The sequence below is a fragment of the Variovorax flavidus genome (assembly GCF_030317145.1).
Lineage (GTDB): Bacteria > Pseudomonadota > Gammaproteobacteria > Burkholderiales > Burkholderiaceae_C > Variovorax > Variovorax flavidus.
This window is the reverse complement of sequence record NZ_JASZYE010000002.1, coordinates 467,522-487,385: the sequence shown is the minus strand read 5'-3', so window position 1 is coordinate 487,385 and position 19,864 is coordinate 467,522. Positions and strand designations below refer to the sequence as shown.

Annotated in this window: 21 protein-coding genes and 1 riboswitch; of the genes, 17 read left to right on the top strand and 4 right to left on the bottom strand. The window is 66.9% G+C overall.

What is annotated here, in order from left to right; all coding sequences use genetic code 11:
• The first annotated feature begins 33 nt into the window (after window positions 1-33).
• From QTH90_RS12930 to QTH90_RS12905, 6 genes are all read left to right on the top strand, one after another.
• On the top strand, window positions 34-423 hold the full coding sequence (locus QTH90_RS12930; protein WP_286664947.1) for a ribonuclease P protein component: 390 nt from the start codon (window positions 34-36) through the stop codon (window positions 421-423).
• Window positions 420-710: a membrane protein insertion efficiency factor YidD gene (yidD, locus tag QTH90_RS12925; protein ID WP_286664946.1), complete on the top strand. Its 291-nt coding sequence runs from the start codon at window positions 420-422 to the stop codon at window positions 708-710. The genes QTH90_RS12930 and yidD overlap by 4 nt, the downstream gene beginning before the upstream one ends.
• Window positions 707-2,452: a membrane protein insertase YidC gene (gene yidC / locus QTH90_RS12920; protein ID WP_286664945.1), complete on the top strand. Its 1,746-nt coding sequence runs from the start codon at window positions 707-709 to the stop codon at window positions 2,450-2,452. The genes yidD and yidC overlap by 4 nt, the downstream gene beginning before the upstream one ends.
• A gap of 63 nt (window positions 2,453-2,515) precedes the next feature.
• Window positions 2,516-3,922: a tRNA uridine-5-carboxymethylaminomethyl(34) synthesis GTPase MnmE gene (mnmE, locus tag QTH90_RS12915; protein WP_286664944.1), complete on the top strand. Its 1,407-nt coding sequence runs from the start codon at window positions 2,516-2,518 to the stop codon at window positions 3,920-3,922.
• 85 nt (window positions 3,923-4,007) lie between these two features.
• Window positions 4,008-4,475 carry a cyclic nucleotide-binding domain-containing protein gene (locus QTH90_RS12910; RefSeq protein WP_286664943.1) on the top strand — a complete coding sequence of 156 codons (468 nt, stop codon included), beginning with the start codon at window positions 4,008-4,010 and terminating at the stop codon, window positions 4,473-4,475.
• Window positions 4,476-4,619: 144 nt separating this feature from the next.
• A complete protein-coding gene (locus QTH90_RS12905; RefSeq protein ID WP_286664942.1) occupies window positions 4,620-5,414 on the top strand; it encodes a hypothetical protein in 795 nt (264 codons plus the stop codon).
• A gap of 17 nt (window positions 5,415-5,431) precedes the next feature.
• Here QTH90_RS12905 and QTH90_RS12900 read toward each other — a convergent pair whose 3' ends face one another.
• Window positions 5,432-7,417 carry a monovalent cation:proton antiporter family protein gene (locus QTH90_RS12900; RefSeq protein ID WP_286664941.1) on the bottom strand — a complete coding sequence of 662 codons (1,986 nt, stop codon included), beginning with the start codon at window positions 7,415-7,417 and terminating at the stop codon, window positions 5,432-5,434.
• A gap of 75 nt (window positions 7,418-7,492) precedes the next feature.
• Between QTH90_RS12900 and QTH90_RS12895 the strand changes: the two genes are divergently transcribed.
• From QTH90_RS12895 to QTH90_RS12880, 4 genes are read left to right on the top strand one after another with little or no spacing between them, the layout of a single operon-like run.
• On the top strand, window positions 7,493-8,494 hold the full coding sequence (locus QTH90_RS12895; protein WP_286664940.1) for a KpsF/GutQ family sugar-phosphate isomerase: 1,002 nt from the start codon (window positions 7,493-7,495) through the stop codon (window positions 8,492-8,494).
• Window positions 8,494-9,042 (top strand): KdsC family phosphatase, encoded by a 549-nt coding sequence (locus QTH90_RS12890; RefSeq protein ID WP_286664939.1) that lies wholly within the window; start codon window positions 8,494-8,496, stop codon window positions 9,040-9,042. The genes QTH90_RS12895 and QTH90_RS12890 overlap by 1 nt, the downstream gene beginning before the upstream one ends.
• Window positions 9,039-9,680, top strand: a complete 642-nt coding sequence (gene lptC / locus QTH90_RS12885; RefSeq protein ID WP_286664938.1) for an LPS export ABC transporter periplasmic protein LptC — start codon at window positions 9,039-9,041, stop codon at window positions 9,678-9,680. Before QTH90_RS12890 ends, lptC begins: the two co-directional genes overlap by 4 nt.
• Window positions 9,677-10,483, top strand: a complete 807-nt coding sequence (locus QTH90_RS12880; RefSeq protein ID WP_286665411.1) for an SDR family oxidoreductase — start codon at window positions 9,677-9,679, stop codon at window positions 10,481-10,483. The genes lptC and QTH90_RS12880 overlap by 4 nt, the downstream gene beginning before the upstream one ends.
• An 88-nt stretch (window positions 10,484-10,571) precedes the next feature.
• Here QTH90_RS12880 and rbp read toward each other — a convergent pair whose 3' ends face one another.
• Window positions 10,572-11,102, bottom strand: coding sequence for an RNA-binding regulator (gene rbp / locus QTH90_RS12875; RefSeq protein WP_286664937.1), 531 nt, complete (start codon window positions 11,100-11,102; stop codon window positions 10,572-10,574).
• 251 nt (window positions 11,103-11,353) lie between these two features.
• A riboswitch (yybP-ykoY riboswitch) is annotated at window positions 11,354-11,537 on the top strand.
• A gap of 9 nt (window positions 11,538-11,546) precedes the next feature.
• On the opposite strand from rbp, the gene QTH90_RS12870 reads away from it, so the two are divergent.
• The 5 genes from QTH90_RS12870 to QTH90_RS12850 all read left to right on the top strand — a co-directional run bounded on the left by QTH90_RS12870 (window position 11,547) and on the right by QTH90_RS12850 (window position 15,354).
• Window positions 11,547-12,113, top strand: coding sequence for a TMEM165/GDT1 family protein (locus tag QTH90_RS12870; protein ID WP_286664936.1), 567 nt, complete (start codon window positions 11,547-11,549; stop codon window positions 12,111-12,113).
• A gap of 115 nt (window positions 12,114-12,228) precedes the next feature.
• Entirely contained in the window at window positions 12,229-13,380 is a 1,152-nt protein-coding gene (gene metX, locus QTH90_RS12865) for a homoserine O-succinyltransferase MetX (protein WP_286664935.1), read from the top strand.
• On the top strand, window positions 13,377-13,964 hold the full coding sequence (gene metW, locus QTH90_RS12860) for a methionine biosynthesis protein MetW (protein WP_286664934.1): 588 nt from the start codon (window positions 13,377-13,379) through the stop codon (window positions 13,962-13,964). The genes metX and metW overlap by 4 nt, the downstream gene beginning before the upstream one ends.
• Before the next feature lie 28 nt (window positions 13,965-13,992).
• Window positions 13,993-14,580 carry an IMPACT family protein gene (locus tag QTH90_RS12855; RefSeq protein ID WP_286664933.1) on the top strand — a complete coding sequence of 196 codons (588 nt, stop codon included), beginning with the start codon at window positions 13,993-13,995 and terminating at the stop codon, window positions 14,578-14,580.
• Between the two features lie 225 nt (window positions 14,581-14,805).
• Complete coding sequence (locus QTH90_RS12850) at window positions 14,806-15,354, top strand: bactofilin family protein (protein WP_286664932.1); 549 nt, start codon at window positions 14,806-14,808, stop codon at window positions 15,352-15,354.
• A gap of 6 nt (window positions 15,355-15,360) precedes the next feature.
• On the opposite strand, the gene QTH90_RS12845 is transcribed toward QTH90_RS12850, so the two are convergent.
• Window positions 15,361-16,167 carry a DUF72 domain-containing protein gene (locus QTH90_RS12845; protein ID WP_286664931.1) on the bottom strand — a complete coding sequence of 269 codons (807 nt, stop codon included), beginning with the start codon at window positions 16,165-16,167 and terminating at the stop codon, window positions 15,361-15,363.
• Between the two features lie 175 nt (window positions 16,168-16,342).
• On the opposite strand from QTH90_RS12845, the gene QTH90_RS12840 reads away from it, so the two are divergent.
• Window positions 16,343-17,836, top strand: coding sequence for a M20 family metallopeptidase (locus QTH90_RS12840; RefSeq protein ID WP_286664930.1), 1,494 nt, complete (start codon window positions 16,343-16,345; stop codon window positions 17,834-17,836).
• Window positions 17,833-18,669 (top strand): alpha/beta hydrolase, encoded by an 837-nt coding sequence (locus tag QTH90_RS12835; protein WP_286664929.1) that lies wholly within the window; start codon window positions 17,833-17,835, stop codon window positions 18,667-18,669. Before QTH90_RS12840 ends, QTH90_RS12835 begins: the two co-directional genes overlap by 4 nt.
• Here the strand turns inward: QTH90_RS12835 and QTH90_RS12830 are convergent.
• A complete protein-coding gene (locus QTH90_RS12830) occupies window positions 18,666-19,838 on the bottom strand; it encodes an MFS transporter (protein WP_286664928.1) in 1,173 nt (390 codons plus the stop codon). The genes QTH90_RS12835 and QTH90_RS12830 overlap by 4 nt on opposite strands.
• Between the last annotated feature and the right edge of the window lie 26 nt (window positions 19,839-19,864).

Sequence of the window (19,864 nt, the reverse complement as noted above, 5' to 3'; positions counted from 1 at the left end):
TCACACCCTGACGGCGCTTTGCGGTCGGCTTCCATGCAGCGGCTCAAGACCCGCGCGCAATTCCAGGCCGTACTCGCAGGCGCTACCGTGGCGCGCACAGCCCACTTTGCACTGCATCGTTGCGCGCTGGACATCCCGTCCGGCGCTGCACCCCTGTTCGAAAAGCAGGACGTATGGGTCGGTGCCATGGTTCCCAAACGCTGGGCTCGCCGCGCGGTCACCCGCAACGCGATCAAACGCCAGATCTATACCGTGAGCGCAGCCGCGTCCGAAGCTTCGTTGCCGCAGGCCGCGCATGTCGTGCGCCTGCGCGCGGGTTTCGATCGCAAGGAATTCGTGAGCGCGACGTCCGACAAACTCAAGGCCGCCGTCAGAGCCGAACTGCAGCAACTGCTGCAGCGGGCTGCCGTGGCGCGCGCATGATGCAGCGCCTGCTGATCGGCCTCGTCAAGGCATACCGACTGTTGCTGAGCCCCTGGCTCGGCCAGTCCTGCCGTTTCGAGCCCACCTGTTCCGTCTATGCCATCGCCGCGCTCGAGCAGCACGGCGCGGCCACCGGCAGCTATCTCACGCTGCGCCGGATCGCCCGATGCCAGCCCTGGTGCGATGGCGGCCATGATCCGGTCCCCCCGAAGGCACAGCGCTCCGGCCCGCGCGCGGGTTCGCTGTTCGCCTTTCTCTCTTCCGACGACAAGAAGTCTTCTTCATGAACGATATCCGCCGCACCATCCTGTGGGTGATTTTTGGTTTCTCGCTGGTGCTGCTGTGGGACCAATGGCAGGTCTACAACGGCCACAAGCCGACCTTCCTTCCCTCGACCAAGACGGCCGCGCCCGCCAATCCGCCGGTCGCGCCGGCGGCAACGTCGGCCAGCGGCGTTCCGGCCGCGGCTGCGCCTGCCAGCGGCGCGGTGCCTGCGCAAGGCGTGGCACCGGCCATCGGCGAGAAGGTGACCGTTTCCACTGACGTCTTCAAGGCGGTGATCGACGGCGAAGGCGGCACCCTGTCGGAACTGCAACTGCTGAAGTTCCTCGACCAGACCAACAACCACGGGCTGGTCGAATGGTTCCGGCGCCTGGTCGGCCTGCCCGTCGCGGAAAACGAGGTGCGCCCCGTCACGCTGATGGAAAACGGCTCGCCCGCGACCCGCTACGTCGCCCAGACCGGCCTGTTGAACACCATCGACACCGGCGACCGTTTCCCCAATCACCTGACCCTGATGACCGCGCGCCCGGGGCCGCGCCAGTTGGCCGAGGGCCAGAACACGCTGGAAGTGGCCTTCGAGTCGCAACCCGTCGGCGGCCTGAAGTACGTCAAGACCTACGTGTTCCAGCGCGGCGACTACACGATCCACGTCAAGCACCAGATCGTCAACGTCAGCGACCAGCCGCGCGACGCGCAGCTCTACCTGCAGTTCGTGCGCCACGGCACCGTCGCGGCCGGCACGATGTTCGGCACCAACACCTTCACCGGTCCGGCCATCTACACGGAGCAGAAGAAGTTCCAGAAGATCGAGTTCTCGGCCATCGCCAAGGGCAAGGTCGAACTGCCGGCGCCCGCCAACGACGGCTGGGTGGCGATGGTCCAGCACTACTTCGTGTCGGCCTGGCTGCTCAACGTGCCGGGCAGCGATGCCATCAAGCGCGAATTCCGCGTGGCCGATCTCGGCAACAACCTGTTCTCCGTCGCGATGGTGCTCCAGGTGCCGAAGCTGGCCCCCGGCGCGGCGCAGACCATCGAAAGCAACCTGTTCGCCGGTCCCGAGGAAGAAAAGAAGCTGGAAGCCATCGCGCCCGGCCTCGACCTCGTCAAGGACTACGGCATCTTCGCGATCATCTCCAAGCCGCTGTACTGGCTGCTGAACCAGCTGCACGGCATCCTCGGCAACTGGGGCTGGTCGATCGTGGCCCTGGTGGTCCTGCTGAAGGCGGCCTTCTACTGGCTCAACGCCAAGGCCTACGCCAGCATGGCCAAGATGAAGGCGATCAATCCGAAGATCATGGAAATGCGCGAGCGGCTCAAGGACAAGCCGCAGGAAATGCAGCAGGAGATGATGCGGATCTACCGCGAGGAAAAGGTCAACCCGATGGGCGGCTGCTTCCCGATCGTGATCCAGATCCCCGTGTTCATCGCGCTGTACTGGGTGCTGCTCTCGTCCGTCGAGATGCGCCACGCGCCGTGGATTCTCTGGATCCAGGATCTTTCGGCACCGGACCCCTGGTTCATCCTGCCGGTCGTGATGACCGCGACCTCGCTGTTCCAGACCTGGCTCAACCCGACGCCGCCGGATCCGATGCAGGCCAAGCTGATGTGGATCATGCCGCTGGCCTTCAGCGTGATGTTCATCTTCTTCCCGGCCGGCCTGGTGCTGTACTGGATCACCAACAACGTGCTGTCGATCGCACAGCAGTGGTTCATCAACAAGCGCCTGGGCGTGCTTGGCAAGAAGTAGGCGTCACTCCCTACCGACCTCAAGGGCCGCGAAAGCGGCCCTTTTTGCTGAAAGAATCGCTTCATGCTCGCGCGCACCACCGATCCGATCGTTGCCATCGCCACGGCCTCAGGCCGCGGCGCCGTCGGGATCGTGCGGGTGTCCGGCGTACAGATGGCGCCGCTCATCGCCGCGATCTGCGGACGCCCGCTGAAACCGCGCGAGGCTACCTACCTGCCCTTTCGCGATGCGCTGGGCGCGCCGATCGACCACGGGCTGGCCATCCACTTCCCGGCGCCGCACTCCTTCACCGGCGAAGACGTGTTCGAGCTGCAGGCCCACGGCGGCACGGTAGTGCTGCAACTGCTGCTGGCGCGCTGCCTGGAAGCGGCCGAGGAGCTCGAGCTCGCCACCGGGCAGCCCCGCCTCGCCGGTTTGCGCGTGGCCGAGCCCGGCGAGTTCAGCCAGCGCGCCTTTCTCAATGGAAAGATCGACCTGGCCCAGGCCGAAGCGATTGCCGACCTGATCGACGCCAGCACCGAGGCCGCGGCCCGCAGCGCCGGCCGCTCGCTGTCGGGCGCCTTCTCGCAGGAAATCCATACCCTGCTCGATGCGCTCGTGCGCCTGCGGATGCTGGTCGAAGCCACCCTCGACTTTCCCGACGAGGAGATCGATTTCCTCCAGGAAGCCGACGCCATCGGCCAGCTGGCGGATCTGAAGGTGCAACTTGACGCGGTGCAACAGCGCGCGCGCCAGGGTGCGCTGTTGCGCGAAGGCATCAAGGTCGTGATCGCGGGACAACCCAACGCGGGCAAGAGCTCCCTGCTCAACGCGCTGGCCGGCGCCGAGCTGGCGATCGTCAGTTCCGTCGCAGGCACCACGCGCGATGTGGTCTCGCAGACCATCCAGATCCACGGCGTGCCCCTGCATGTGGTCGACACGGCGGGCCTGCGCGACAGCGTCGACGAGGTCGAGCAGATCGGCATTGCCCGCGCCTGGGGGCAGATCGAGGGCGCCGATGCCGTGTTGTTCCTGCACGACCTGACGCGCGCGTCATCGGCCGACTACGCGCAGGCCGACGAGGAGATCGCGCGCCTGCTGGCGACCCGGTTGCCGGCCAGCGTCCCCGTGATCGACATCTGGAGCAAGTTCGACGCGGCTCCGGCCGCGACCCCGGACGGCGGGATCAGCCTTTCCGCCCGGACCGGCTACGGCATCGAGGCGCTGCGGACCCGACTGCTGGAAGTGGCGGGGTGGCAGTCCGTGCCTGAGGGCGTCTACCTCGCCAGGGCGCGCCATGTGCAGGCACTGACGCGGGTCGACCACCACATTGCCGTGGCGGCGGAGCACCTGGCCGCGCGCGCCCAATCCCTGGATCTGCTTGCCGAGGAACTCCGTCTTGCGCAGAACGCGCTCAATGAAATCACGGGCGAGTTCGGTGCCGACGACCTGCTGGGAGTGATCTTTTCCCGCTTCTGCATTGGCAAGTAAGACGCGTAAATGTGAATTTGTGTGATATGTGTCACCGTGCATTTGCGGTTTCGCGGATACTCGCACCACAGCAAGGCTTATATCGATGTCATCCAGCATTCAGGATCTTTGCCGCGCCATCGCGCAAAACACCAGCTATGACGCCTTTGCGCCGGCGCTCAATGCGCAGCAATGGGAAACGCTGGCCAGCTACCTGCAGCCCTTCGACCTGTCGGCGGGTCAGGTGCTGATCGACCAGGGCGCGCAAGACCGGACGCTCTTCTTCATCGAAAGCGGCGCGCTCAGCGTCCATCTGATCGGCGACAGGGGCCAGATGCAACTGGCCATCCTCAACCCCGGCTCGGTGGTCGGCGAAGGCGCCTTTTTCTCCCGTTTGCCACGTTCGGCCAATGTGGTGGCGACCGGGTCGGCCCGCGTCTGGCGGCTCACGGCCATCCGCTTTGCCGAAATGTCGAACCGCCAACCGAATCTCGCCCTTGAACTCACCCTGGGTCTGGGCGCCGTCATCGCCAAGCGCATGGTGAACAAACCCAAGCGGGTCGCGGTGACCTGAGCACGGGTCCGCGAGATGGCCTTGGTGTGCGCCGACTGCAGGACTGCCAACCGTGACGACGGCAAGTTCTGCAAGGGTTGTGGGCGGCGGTTGAGCATCACTGCCTCAGTTCCTATTCCAGCGCCGATCGCCGAAGCCGTCCAGATGACTGCCGGCGCCCTGCCGAACGTCGACGACGAGTGGCCTGCGACGCAGCGCATGGCGTATCACGCCGACGCCGCTTCGGAACGCCTTTTCGATCCTTTTGTCCCCGCATTGGCGGTCGCCGGGTCGGCCGACGGCATGGGGCTCCCGCGCCCCCGGAAGGCGCCGCCGCCCCCGTACCCTTCCTCCCCGCTGCCGCCCCGAAGCGTCCGCCGGTCCGCGTCGAAGCGCTCTTCCCGTTCATCGAGGACTGCCGACAAGCCGCCATCCCTGGCGCGCCGGCTCGGCATATGGAGCGTCCTCATCGCCGTCGTGCTTCTCGTCGCGATGGGCTGGGGTTACGTCTACAACTCCCGCAACTCGGCCGTGCCGCCCATGGCGAAGGAGTCGCCGGTTCAGGCTCCCGTCGAGCCGGCGGCGCCGCCGCCCGTGGTGCAAATGGCCGAACCGGTCCAGATCGCGCCTGCGGTGCCGCCGGTCGCGGAACCGCCGGTCGAGCCGGTGAAGCCCGTCGCTGCGGCGGCGCCGAAGTCCCGCAAGCCGGCGCCGGCAGTGGCCACGGCGGCACCGGCCCCGGTGGCGCCTGCCCCGGAGCCCGTGCCTGCGCCCGCACCGGAGCCTGTCGCCATCGCGAGTCCGCAATCGCTCTGCGCGGGCCTGAGCTTCTTTGCGCGCGCCCAGTGCATGGTGACGCAGTGCGCCAAGGCCGACTACAAGTCGCACGCCCAGTGCGAAGCCGTGCGTCGCCAGCAGCAGATCGACGAGGAAAAGAGGAACCCGTCGCTGCTCAACTGACCAGCGAATTCCGCCGATCAGCCTTTCTGCAGCTTGTCGATCGCCATGGCCAGCGCGCCGGGCTTGCCTGACAGCACCAGCGTATCGCCGTCCGCCAGCACCGTGTCGTCGGTGGCAGCGGCGGCCTTGCCATCGCGGCGGCGCAGGCTCGCGACACGCACGCCCAGCGCATGGAGCGCGAGCCGCGCCAGAGGCTGGCCGATCGCGCGGGCACCTTCGGACAGCGTGAAGGTGTTGAGCCGCTCGTGGTCGAGTTCGTCGGCGTTGTCGTCATCGGCGCCGTGGAAGTAGCCGCGCAGCAGGTTGTAGCGGGCGTCCCGCTGGTCCTGCACCACCCGGATCACGCGCCGCATTGGCACGCCGACCAGTGCCAAGGCGTGGCTCGCCAGCATCAGCGAACCCTCGATCGCCTCGGGCACCACCTCCGTCGCGCCGGCGGCCTGCAGTTTCTCGAGATCGCGATCGTCCTGCGTGCGCACGATCACCGGTACCTGCGGCGCGTGCGCGCGCGTGTTGGCCAGCACCTTGAGGGCGCCCGGCACGTCCTGATAGGTGACGACCACCGCACTGGCGCGCGCCAGGCCGGCCGCCATCAACGCCTGCAGGCGCGCCGCATCGCCGAACACCACGGAATCACCGGCCGCAGTCGCCTGGTGGACGCGATCCGGGTCCAGGTCCAGCGCCAGGTAGGGGATGCCCTCGCGTTCCAGCACCCGGGCCAGGTTCTGCCCGCAACGCCCATAGCCGCAGATGATCACGTGCTGGGCGGTGTTGATCGTCTTGCGCGCGATCGTCGTCATCTGCAGCGACTGCTGCAACCAGTCGCTCGCCACCAGCTTCCGCACGATGCGGTTGCTGTACATGATGATGAAAGGCGTGGACAGCATCGACAGCACCATCGAGGCCAGCACCGGGTTCACCAGCCACGCCGGCAGCAGGTCCTTCCCCTGGGCCAGGGCCAGCAGGACGAAGCCGAACTCGCCCGCCTGCGCGAGGTAGAGACCGGTGCGCAGCGACACGCCGGTGGTCGCGCCCAACCAGCGCGCCAGCACCGTCACGAGCACGAGCTTGAAGGTCAGGGGCAGCAGCAGCAGCACGGCGACCAGCAGCCAGCGGTCCACGACAATGTGCCAGTCGAGCGACATCCCGATCGTGATGAAGAAGAGCCCGAGCAGCACGTCGTGAAAGGGCCGGATGTCCGTCTCCACCTGGTGCTTGAACTCGGTTTCCGACACCAGCATGCCGGCGACGAAGGCGCCCAGCGCCAGGCTCAGGCCCGCCAGTTCGGTGAGCCACGCCAGCCCGAGCGTCACCAGCAGCAGGTTGAGCATGAACAGCTCCTCGCTGCGCCGGCGCGCGACCAGCGTGAGCCACCAGCGCATCACGCGCGGTCCGCCATAGAGCAGCACCGCGATCAGGAAGGTGGCCTTCAGCAGGGCGAAGCCCAGCGCTTTCAGCAGGGTCTCCGGCGGCGCGCCGAGTGCGGGAATCAGCACCAGCAAGGGCACCACCGCCAGATCCTGGAACAGCAGCACGCCCATCACCCGCTTGCCGTGCTCGCTGTCGAGTTCGAGGCGCTCGGCCATCAGTTTCACGACGATCGCGGTGCTGCTCATCGTGAGCGCGCCCGACAGCACGAACGCAGTCTTCCAGCCCAGGCGCCAGGTCGGCGGCAGCCAGTGGGCGATGAACAATGCGCCGGCCGTCGCGATCGCGATGGTCAGCATGACCTGCAACAGGCCCAGCCCGAACACGTGCTTGCGCATGGTGCGCAGCTTGGGCAGGCTGAACTCCAGCCCGATCACGAACATCAGGAAGACGACGCCGAACTCGCCCAGGTGCTGGATGCCTTCGGAGTTCTGGGCCAGGGCGAACGCATGCGGTCCGATCAGTACGCCGGCCGACAGGTAGCCCAGCATCGGTGGCAGCTTGAAGTACCGGCAGACGACCACGCCGATCACCGCAGCCAGCAAATACATCAGCGTGAGATCGAGCGAGGACATGCGCGATGCTACTGAATGTTCCCCGGGCTTTGCGCCCGGAGTGTGCGCTCCAGCCCCGCCCGATAAAATCCGTCGATGAGTTCCCGCCCTGACCTGGCCTCGACGGCCGAACCCGACGCAATGCTCGCGCGGGCGCGTATCACCTTCGACATCGAGGCTGCGGCCGTGCTCGGCCTCAAGCAGCGTGTCGGGCCGAGCTTCGTCGAGGCCGTCCGCAAGATCCTCGACGTGCGCGGGCGCGTGGTCGTCATGGGCATGGGCAAGAGCGGGCATGTGGGCCGCAAGATCGCCGCCACCCTCGCGTCGACCGGCACGCCGGCGATGTTCGTGCATCCGGCCGAAGCGAGCCATGGCGACCTCGGCATGATCAAGGCCGTCGACCTCGTGCTCGCGATCTCCAACAGCGGCGAGGTCGAGGAACTCACCGTCATCCTCCCGGTCGTCAAGCGCCAGGGCGTGCCCCTGATCGCGATGACCGGCGGCGCCGACTCCACGCTCGCGCGCCATGCCGACATCGTGCTGGACAGCGGCGTCGAGAAGGAGGCCTGCCCCCTCAACCTCGCACCCACGGCCAGCACGACAGCGCAGATGGCACTCGGCGACGCGCTCGCCGTCGCATTGCTCGACGCGCGCGGCTTCGGCACCGAGGACTTCGCCCGCTCGCACCCCGGCGGCGCGCTGGGGCGCAAGCTCCTCACGCACGTCGGCGACGTCATGCGCTCCGGCGATGACGTGCCGCGCGTCGGTCCCGGCGCCAGCCTCAGCGAGCTGATGCGCGAGATGAGTTCCAAGGGACTGGGCGCGACCGCGGTGGTCGATCCCGAGGGCCGGGCGATCGGCATCTTCACCGACGGCGACCTGCGGCGTCAGGTCGAGACCGGTGCCGACCTGCGCGCCCTGACGGCGGGCGACGTGATGCATGCCGGCCCGCGCACCCTGCGCGCCGAAGCGCTCGCGGTCGAAGCGGCCGAGCTGATGGAGAAGCACCGCATCACCAGCGTGCTCGTGGTCGACGCGGCCGGCATCCTGATCGGCGCGCTCACCATCAACGACCTGATGCGCGCGAAGGTCATCTGATGCCGATCGAATTCAAGGCGGAGACCTTGCTCGCCGCGCAGGACGTGCGCGTCGCCTTCTTCGACGTCGACGGCGTGCTGACCGATGGCGGTGTCTATTTCAGCGAGCACGGCGAAACGCTCAAGCGCTTCAGCATCCTCGACGGCTACGGACTCAAGCTGCTTCGCCTGGCCGGCATCACGCCGGCCGTCATCACCGGACGCGATTCCAAGCCGCTGCGCGTGCGACTCCAGGCGCTCGGCATCGAGCATGTCCGCTACGGCACCGAGGACAAGCTGCCGGCCGCCGAAGCCATGCTCGCGCTGCTGGGCCTGAACTGGGCGCAGGCCGCGGCCATCGGCGACGATTGGCCCGACCTGCCCGTGCTGGCGCGCGCAGGCTTTGCGGCCGCGCCCGCCAACGCGCACGCCGAAGTGCGCGCCATCGCACACCATGTGACGGCCGCACGCGGCGGCGAAGGTGCCGCGCGCGAGTTCTGCGATCTGCTGTTGACCGCTGGCGGCCACTACCGCCGGTTGCTGGACGGTGCGCGGGGCCTGCCCGCATGAAGTCGGCCTGGAGCCTGCTGCGCATCGGCATCGATCGCGCAACGATGTACCTGCCGCTCATCCTGATGGCGGCGCTGGCCCTGGGCACCTATTGGCTGGTGCGCAGTGCGCCCAAGCTGCTGGAGCCGGCCGCCAAGGAAGCGCCGACGCACGAGCCCGACTTCTTCATGCGCAGCTTCGTGGTCAAGAATTTCCTTCCGAACGGCGAACTCAGCAGCGAACTGTTCGGCAAGGAAGGCCGGCACTATCCGGACACAGACACCCTCGAAGTCGACGACGTGCGGTGGCGCGCCATTTCAGAGGAAGGGCTGGTCACGCACGGGTCCGCCAAGCGCGGCCTGTCCAACGGCGACGGAAGCGAGATCCAGCTCTTCGGCAATGCCATCATCGTCCGCGACGCGGCGAAGACCCCCGATGGCAAGCTGGTGCCTCGGCTGGAGTTCCGTGGCGAGTTCCTGCACGCCTTCCTGGACACGGAGCGCGTGAAGTCGCACAAGCCGGTGACGCTCATACGTGGAACGGACCAGTTCACGGCCGATTCGCTGGACTACGACAGCGGCACGGGCGTCGCCAACCTGCAGGGCCGCGTGCGTGGCGTGCTGATGCCGCGCGCGGCGGCGCCGGGAGCAAAGCACTGACCAACGACACTTCTCCGGCGAATCCGCGCGCAAGGCCCCTCGCCTTCATCACGGGCGCGTCGAGCGGCATCGGCCAGGCGCTGGCGGCGCGCTTCCACGACGCGGGCTACGACCTGGCGCTGGTGGCCCGGCGCACGGCCGAGATCGAGGCATGGGCGGCGTCCCGGCAGATCGATGCCGGCCGTTGCCGGATCTACAGCGCCGATGTGGCCGTGATCGACAGCATCGTGGCCGCCGGCACCGCCTGCATCGGGCAACAGGGCGTGCCCGACGTGGTGATCGCCAACGCCGGCATCAGCGTCGGGATGGACACCGCCGAGCGCGGGGATCTCGATGTGCTTGCCCGGACATTGGCAATCAACAACATCGGACTGGCGGCGACCTTCCACCCGTTCATCGGCGCCATGACGGCCCGAGGGAGCGGTCGTCTGGTCGGAATCGGGAGCGTCGCATCCATCCGCGGGCTACCCGGTCATGGTGCGTACTGCGCCAGCAAGGCAGGCGTGGTTTCGTACTGCGAGAGCCTGCGGGGCGAACTGCGTCCGAGCGGCGTGAAGGTCGTGACGATCTGCCCGGGCTATGTCGACACGCCGCTGACGCAGGGCAACCGCTACGGCATGCCCTTTCTGATGCAGCCCGCGGATTTCGCCGACCGCGCATTTCGTGCGATCGACGCGGGAGCCAGCTACCGCGTGATTCCCTGGCAGATGGGCGTGGTCGCGAAGATCATGCGCTTGCTGCCCAATGCCGTGTTCGACCGGGCCGTCCAGGGCCGGGGCCGGAAGCGGCGAGCCGGAGAGTGACGCCGGGCCTGTTCTTCATCGACGGCCCATGAAAAAAGGCTCCCTTGGGAGCCTTTTGTCGTGAGTTCGGTTGTTGCGCGCGTTCGGTTCAATAGCCGCTGTTGCCGCCATTGCCGCCGCCGTAGCCACCGCGACCACCGCCGCCGCCGCCACGCGGGCCAGCGCCGTAGGGGCTGCGGAAACCGCCGTCGCCACCACCGCCGCCGCTGCGGCCGCCACCACCACCGTAGCCGCCACCGCCGCCGCCGTAGCCACCACCACCGCCGCTGCGACCACCGCCGCCGCCGCCGTAGCCGCCGCCACCACCACCACCGCCGTAACCACCGCCGCCGCCGCCGTAGCCGCCGCCACCGCTGCGCGGGGGACGTGCTTCCATCGGACGTGCTTCATTCACGACCACGCTGCGGCCGCCAAGGGGCTGGCCGTTCATGCCATTGATGGCTGCTTGTGCTTCCGCATCGCTGCCCATTTCGACGAAACCAAAGCCCTTGGAGCGACCTGTGTCGCGCTCCATCATGACCTTGGCGCTCGTCACGGCACCGAATTGCCCGAAGGCCTGCTCGAGATCACCGTCACGTACCGAGTAAGGCAGGTTACCGACGTACAGTTTGTTGCCCATCAAGGGACTCCTATAAACACATCAAGAAAAGCGATGGAGTCCCGAGAGCACCGCCCTACGGAAGAATCCGCCGAGCTGCGCGAAACTGACCGATCACCGAATCACCTCCCACCAGAATTTGCAGGGAGGCTCGCGCATTATGGGTGAAATACGCGAAGCGCAAGTAGGAATTTGCCCCCACCCCCACCGCCCCCTGAAATTTTGTTGACGTTAGCGCCCACTTACTAAATCGCTCGCCGACGCGCTACAATCCGGGAGTCATTGGGGAGTAGCCGCCTTCCATCACGAGAAGGGTTTGCGTCAACAGACTTGTCTTGCCCTTGTGCAAGACATGGCGCAGACAGTGTCCAGCCTGGCGAGACCTTTGACCGCGCGACTTCGGGATTCGGCCGAAGGTGTCGTGCGGTCAATTGCGTCCTTCGGCCGTTGGAATCCCTTTTTCTCATGGAAGCTTTTTTCATTGCCACCGGCGTGGTCGCGCTCGCCGAAATGGGCGACAAGACCCAGTTGCTGTCCCTCGTGCTCGCCGCGCGATTCCGCAAGCCCTGGCCGATCGTCCTGGGCATCTTTGCGGCCACGGTCCTGAACCACGCGCTCGCGGGCGCCGTGGGCAACTGGGTCACGCATTTCCTCGGGCCCACCGTCCTGCGATGGATCCTCGGAGGTTCCTTCATCGCGATGGCGCTCTGGATGCTGATCCCCGACAAGCTCGATGACGACGACGTGCCCAAGTCCTCGCATTTCGGCGTCTTCGGCACCACCCTCGTCGCCTTCTTCCTCGCGGAAATGGGCGACAAGACGCAGATCGCGACCGTCATGCTCGCAGCCCGTTACGTCGATGCCTACGTGTGGGTGGTGCTCGGCACCACGCTCGGCATGATGCTGGCCAACGCCCCCGTCGTGTGGCTGGGCGAACGCATCGTGAAGCGCGTGCCGATCAAGCTCGTCCACAGCATCTCCGCCGTGATCTTCCTGGTGCTCGGCGTGGCCGCGTTGATCGGCTGGGGTTGACCGGCATATACTTCCGAGACGCGCCGATTTGCTCCAGCTTGCGGGCGCTTAACAAATGCAGCTAAAGACGGATGCCCGACCCGGCTCGTTTTTGGCGAGGCCGGGTTTTTCATTCATGTCGTTCGTCGTCACTCCGCAATCGATGCATTTCGCCGGCCCGCTGGCCCTCACCAGCGGCGCGTCGATCAGCGATTACACGCTCGCCTTCGAGACCTATGGCGAGCTCAATGCCGACCGAAGCAACGCCGTGCTGGTCTGCCATGCATTGAACGCCTCGCACCACGTCGCCGGCGTGTACGCAGGGCAGGACAAGTCCGAGGGCTGGTGGGACAACATGATCGGCCCCGGCAAGCCGGTGGACACCGACCGCTTCTTCGTCATCGGCATCAACAACCTCGGCTCCTGCTTCGGCTCGACCGGGCCGATGCACATCAACCCTGCGACCGGCAATGCCTACGGCGCGGACTTCCCCGTGGTCACGGTCGAGGATTGGGTCAACGCGCAGGCTGCGCTGCTCGACGCCCTCGGCATCCAGACCCTCGCGGCCGTGATGGGCGGCAGCCTCGGCGGCATGCAGGCGCTCTCGTGGACGATGCAATATCCCGACCGCGTGCAGCACGCCGTGGTCGTTGCCAGCGCGCCCAGCCTCACGGCCCAGAACATCGCCTTCAATGAAGTGGCGCGCCGCGCGATCGTCACCGACCCCGACTTCAACGGCGGCCATTTCTACGAGCACGGCGTGATCCCCAAACGCGGCCTGCGCATCGCCCGCATGATCGGCCACATCACCTACCAGAGCGACGACGTGATGAACGAGAAGTTCGGCCGTGCGTTGCGCAGCGCGGTCGAGGGCAGCGTCGATCACACGGAATTCCTCTATTCGACGCAGGAAGTCGAGTTCCAGATCGAAAGCTACCTCCGCTACAACGGCGACAAGTTCAGCGAGTATTTCGACGCCAACACCTATCTGCTCATCACACGCGCGCTCGACTACTTCGATCCCGCACGCGGGCATGGCGGCGACCTCCGTGCAGCGCTGGCGCAGGCCAAGGCCAAGTTCCTGATCGTGAGCTTCAGCACCGACTGGCGCTTCTCCCCGGCGCGCAGCCGCGAGATCGTCAAGGGACTGCTTGACAACCGCCGCAACGTGAGCTACGCCGAAATCGACGCGCCGCATGGGCACGACGCCTTCCTGCTCGACGACGTGCGCTACATGAGCGTGGTGCGCTCCTACTTCGACCGCATCGCAGGAGTCGCATCGGCATGAGCGATCAGGACACCCAGCAACTCATCGCACGCCTCGTGCCCGAAGGCGCAAGAGTGCTCGACCTCGGCTGCGGCGACGGCGCCCTGCTCGACCTGCTGCAGCGCGAGCGCGGCTGCACCGGCTACGGCATCGAGATCGCCGACGGCAACGTGCTCCAGTGCGTGCGGCGCGGCGTCGACGTGATCCAGCTCAACCTCGACGAAGGCCTCGCGATGTTCGACGACGCGTCCTTCGACGTGGTGCTGCAGATCGACACGCTGCAGCACCTGCGCAATGCCGAAGTGATGCTGCGCGAAACCGCGCGCGTGGGCCGCATCGGCATCGTCGCCTTCCCCAATTTCGCGCATTGGCCGAACCGCATCAGCATCGCGCGCGGCCGCATGCCGGTGACGCGGCGCCTGCCCTACCAGTGGTACGACACGCCCAACATCCGCGTCGGGACCTTCAAGGACTTCGAAGTGCTCGCACGCAAGAACCGCCTGCGCGTGCTCGATGCGTTCGGCCTGCAGGAGGGACGCGAAATCCGCTGGCTGCCTAACGCACGCGCCAGCACCGCGGTCTTCAAGTTCGAACGCGACCGGTAGCCACCGATGGCGGGCGAGCCCTGAAGTCATGCCGTTCACCCTCGCCGCGCCGCTCCACAGCGAGCTGATCGTCAAGAAGAGCCGCTTCATCGGCTGCGTGCAACCGGTGGTCGATCGCGCCGCAGCGCAGGCCGTGGTCGATGCGTTGCGCAGAGAACACCCCGGTGCGGCACATGTCTGCTGGGCCTTGATGGCAGGCGGACAGTCCGCGGCCAATGACGATGGCGAGCCCGGCGGCACGGCCGGGCGTCCAATGCTGGAGGTGCTCCGGCATCACGACCTCGAAAGCGTGCTGGCCACCGTCGTGCGCTACTTCGGCGGCATCAAGCTCGGTGCGGGCGGACTGGTGCGCGCCTACACCGACAGCGTCGCGCAGGCGCTGGCGGGCGCGGCGCTCGTGCCCCTGGTACGGCAGCGCGGCCTGCATTGCGCGGTGCCCTATGCGTTCGAAGGACTTCTTCGCCGCGAGATCGCCGGCGCCGGCGCCACGATCCACGAAGTGCGGCACGACAGCATGGTGCATTTCTCGTTCACATTGCCCGAACCGTCGGCCGCGGCCTTCATCGCACGCCTCGACGATGCTGCGCAAGGGCGCGTCGCCTGGCTGCCGGAATGACGCACTGTCGCGGCGTTGCGGTCTCCGGTGCCGTCATCGCGGGCGATGATTGCCACGAGAAAAATCGGCAGGTCATTCGCGACGGCGAAGCCAGATACCCGAGATATGGAGCACGAAAGTTCAAACTTGCAATTGCGCACGATTTATTCAGTTACGCCTCTTGCGCAATGAAGTGCCGCGAGGCGTAAGGGGGTTCTTACGATACGCGTTTTGAGGAGTTCCCCATTGGCCACACAGTCCCCCTTCTTCGGCAAACGTGATCGCGAAGCCGACAATCTCACCTCCCGTCCCGCGCCATTGATGGGTTCCGGCACCAATCTTTCGGGCACTCCCGTCAGCCCTTCCACTCTCACGACCCAGGCCGCCAATGCCGTCGCGAGCGTCGCCAAGGAAGGCGGCAGCAAACTCACCGTCGGCCCGAACATCAAGCTCAAGGGCGTCGAGATCACCGATTGCGACACGCTCGTCGTCGAAGGCCTCGTGGAAGCGACCATGGATTCCCGCGTGATGCAGATCGCCGAGCAAGGTGCCTTCAAGGGCTCTGCTGAAATCGACATCGCCGAGATCCGCGGCCTGTTCGACGGCAATCTCACGGTGCGCGAAAAGCTCGTGATCCATTCGACCGGCAAGGTCACCGGCAAGATCCGCTACGGCAAGATCGTCGTTGAGGAAGGCGGCCAGCTCTCCGGCGAGATCAGCTTCGGCGCTGCCGCTCCCGGCAGCAAGACTGCGGCCTCCACGACCGCGCCCACGGCCCTGCAAGCAGCCGCCTGACGCGGTTCACTCCAGGCGCTTGATCAAGGCACCGGCAGCCGCCGGTGCCTTTTCTTTTGCGCCGTTGATAAAGAAGACGAAGACATCGCGAGCGCGCGATGCCTGCGCCTTGCCGTCCTCGACGTGCGGCAGCGCGGCGGGCGTGCCGCCCTTGGTCCATGTCTTCGCGGCCTCCGCCCACGCATCCAGCGCCTTGGGCGCATACCCGCTCTCGAAGCTGGCGTCGCTGTTCATCAGCCGCGCATAGACGAAGTCACCCGTCAGGTCCGCGAACGACGGGAATTTTTCGGAGTCGGTGAAGACCGTGGCCACGCCATGCTTGCGCGCGAGCGCGAGGTACTCCGGCGTGCGGAAACTCTCGTTCCGAACATCCAGCACGTGACGCAGTGCGCGGCTGCCCTCCTTTTTCGGCAGCAGTTCGAGGAAGCCCGCGAGATCCTCGGGGTCGAACACCTTGGTCGGCATGAACTGCCACACGATCGGGCCCAGCTTGTCGCCGAGTTCGCCGATGCCGCTGTCGATGAAGCGCTTGATCGAGTCACCTGCCGTGGCGAGCAATTTCCGATTGGTCGCGAAGCGCGATGACTTCAGCGAGAACATGAAACCGTCCGGCGTCTCGTCGTGCCACTTCCTGAAAGTCGTCGGCTTGAAGGTGCTGTAGTAAGTGCCATTGACCTCGATCGCCGTGAGGTGCCGGCTCGCGTAGTTCAGCTCTTGCGTTTGCGGCAGGCCGGCCGGATAGAAGTTGTTGCGCCAGGGCTCGTAGGTCCATCCGCCGACGCCGACCCGGATGCGTTCGCTCGCGCCGCTCATGGCCGGACTCCCCGCGCGAGCGATCCCGGGCTCGAAACTTCGGCGTGCGCATTCATGGCGTCCCTCGGCAAGGTTGGCGAAGCACGCCTTTTATCGCATCCACCGCTCGGGTGTCATCTGCCCATGATCCGGCGGCACGTACTAACATCGTTCCCCCAACCCCGCGGAGAACTCCATGAACGCCCCCCTCCACCGCGAACTGCCTGCCGGTCTGCTCGACGCCGGGCGCGCGCTGTCCGATGTGTCGACCCAGTGGGACAACGACATCGTCAAGCAACTCACCGACTACATCGCGATCCCCGCGAAGTCGCCGGGTTTCGACAAGGATTGGGTGCAGAACGGCTACCTCGAGACGGTGCTGCGCAATGCCGCCGCCTGGGTCGAGGCGCGGAAGGTCGAGGGCCTGAAGCTGGAGATCGTGCGCCTGGAAGGTCGCACCCCTGTGCTCTTCTTCGAAGTCGCGGCCACCGGCACCGACATGAAGGAAACCGTGCTGATGTACGGCCACCTCGACAAGCAGCCCGAGTTCACCGGATGGCGCAACGACCTGGGCCCGTGGACGCCCAAGTACGAGAACGGCCTGCTCTACGGGCGCGGCGGTGCCGACGACGGCTACGCCGTGTACGCCAGCGTCGCCGCGCTGAAGGCACTCAAGGCGCAAGGTGCGGCGCATCCGCGCATCGTGGGCCTGATCGAGACCTGCGAGGAATCCGGCTCCTACGACCTGCTGCCTTACGTCGATGCACTGCGCCCGCGCTTGGGCGATGTGTCGCTCGTCATCTGCCTGGATTCGGGTGCGGGCAACTACGACCAGCTGTGGCTCACCACCTCGCTGCGCGGCATGGCCAGCGGCACGCTCAAGGTCGAGATCCTGACCGAAGGCGTGCACTCGGGCGATGCCTCGGGGCTCGTGCCGTCGAGCTTCCGCATCATGCGGCAGGTGCTCGACCGCCTCGAAGACAGCAAGACCGGCCGCCTGCTGCCCGAGAGCTTCCATTGCGCGGTGCCCGCCGAACGGCTCGCGCAGGCGAAAGCCACGGCCGCGATCCTGGGCGAAGAGGTCTACAAGCGCTTTCCGTGGGCGCACTTCGACTGCGGCGGGTCGACCACGTTCGCGCTGCCGACCACCACCGATCCGGTGGAGGCGCTGATCAACCGGACCTGGAAGCCGACGCTCTCGGTCACCGGCGCCGAAGGCTTCCCGGCGTTGAAGGACGCAGGCAATGTGCTGCGCCCCTACACCGCCTTCAAGCTCTCCCTGCGCCTGCCGCCGCTGGTCGATGCCGACCAGGCGGTGCAGCAACTCAAGACGCTGCTCGAAGACAACGCGCCGTACCAGGCGAAGGTCACGTTCGAAGGCGGTGGCGGGGCCACCGGATGGAACGCGCCCGATACCGCGCCGTGGTTCGAACGCGCGCTCAATGCCGCCTCGCGCGCGCACTTCGGCGCGGACTGCGGCTACATCGGGCAAGGCGGCACGATCCCGCTCATGAACATGCTCAGCGTCGGCTTCCCGAAGGCCCAGATGATGGTGTGCGGCGTGCTGGGGCCGAAGAGCAATGCCCACGGCCCCAACGAGTTCCTGCACGTGCCCTACGCGAAGAAGCTGACGGCGGCAGTGGCCGAGGTCATCGCCGCGCTGCCGGTCGCCCGCGCCGTCGCGGCTTGAAGGCACTCCACACCTTGCAAGCGCCGGGCGGCGAGACGCTGGCGCTGCACGACTGGCCACTGGAATCCGGCCGCGCCAGGGGCGTCGTCATCCTGGTGCATGGCCTGGGGGAACACGCCGGTCGCTATCCGCATGTTGCCGAGCGCCTCAACGCATGGGGATTTGCGGTGCGCGCATCCGATCACCATGGGCACGGTGCGTCGAGCGGCGCACGCGGCGGCCTGCCCACCGCGAATCGGCTGGTCGATGACCTTGCGCTCGTCGTCGACGACACGCGCGCCGCCTACGCGGGATTGCCGCTCGTGCTGCTCGGGCACAGCCTCGGGGGACTGGTCGCGGCGAGCTTCGTTGCGCGCGATGTGCGTCCGGTCGATGCGCTGGTGCTGTCTTCGCCTGCGCTGGATGCAGGCCTGAGCGCATTCCAGCGCTTTCTCATCGCGACGCTGTCACGTCTGGCGCCCGACCTGCGCGTGGGCAACGGGCTCGACGTGAAGTACCTGTCGCACGACCCCGCCATCGCGCCCGCCTATCGCGGCGATCCGCTGTGCCACGACCGCATCGGTGCGCGGCTCGCGCGATTTCTCGCCGACGAAGGCGCCGTCGTGCAGGCAGCGGCGCCCACGTGGCATGTGCCGACGCTGCTGATCTACGCCGGCGACGATCGACTGGTGAACCCCGCCGGGAGCCGGGCCTTTGCAGCCGCCGCGCCGGCATCGGTGCTCAGCACCACCTGCTTTCCGGCGCACTATCACGAGATCTTCAACGAGCGCGACGCCGCCCCGGTCTTCGACGCGCTCCAGCGCTGGCTCGTCGAGCGCTTCCCTGCCGCCTAGGCCGCGGCCGGCGCCGTGCGCCGACGGTAAGCAAGCCACAGCAGCGCCATGCCCGTCAGCACCACCGGCACCAGCGAGCCCAGGTTCAGCAGCCGCCAGCCCTGCGTCGTGACCAGCACGCCCGATGCGAAGGAACTCACCGCCAGCGTCGCGAAGATGCAGAAGTTGAGCGCGCCCTGGGCCCGATCCCTTTCCTCTGGCGTGTAGGTCGCGAGCGAAAGCGTGGTGCTGCCCGTGAACAGGAAGTTCCAGCCCACGCCCAGCATGAACAGCGCGATCAGGAACTGGTGCAGGTCCACGCCCGAGAGCGCCACGGCGATGCAGCCGAAATTGAGCGCCAGTCCCATGCCCATCACCGGCAGCACGCCGACGCGGCGGATCAGGTGGCCGGTGAAGAAGCCCGGCGCGAACATGCCGATCACGTGCCATTCGAGAACGAAGGCAATGTCCTCGAAGGGCAGGCTGCAGACCTGCATGGCAATCGGCGTCGCCGCCATCAGCAGGTTCATCACGCCGAAACCGAGCGCGCCCGACACGGCCGCGACGATGAACGCCGGCTGTCGCGCGATCTCGCCCAGCGACCGGCCGCCTGCCGCACTGCTCTTGGGCGGCGGCGCGGGAAAGTCGATGAACTGCATCATCACCATCGCCAGCAGCGCGACCGCGGCCAGCGCGAGATAGGCGCCCGCGAATGGCACTGCGAACCAGCTGCGCGTGACGGCGGCGAGGTTCGGACCCGCCACCGCGCCGATCAGCCCGCCCGCCATCACCAGCGACACCGCCTTCTCGCGCCAGTCCGGCGCAGCGAGTTCGGCCGCGGCAAAGCGGTAGAGGCTGGCGTTGGCGTTGTAGTAGCCCGCCACCACCGTCGCGAAGCAGAGCAGCCAGAAGTCCTTCCAGACCGCGGCCTGCGCGCACAGCAGCGCCGAGCCCAGCGCCACGGCAATCCCGATCTGGAACGAGCGCCGCCGTCCGAAGCGCTTCTGCGTGCGCGCGACGAGGCTGGTCGCCAGCGCGCCGCCCACCACGTAGCCCATCACGGGCAAGGTCGCCATCCAGCCGCGCGGCGCCAGCGCCAGGCCGACGAGACCGTTGATGGCGATGAAGGCGACGTTGTTCGTCAGGAACAGGCCTTGGCAGACGGTGAGCAGCCAGAGATTGCGATTCATGTGAAGACGGCGGGCAGCGAGTGGAC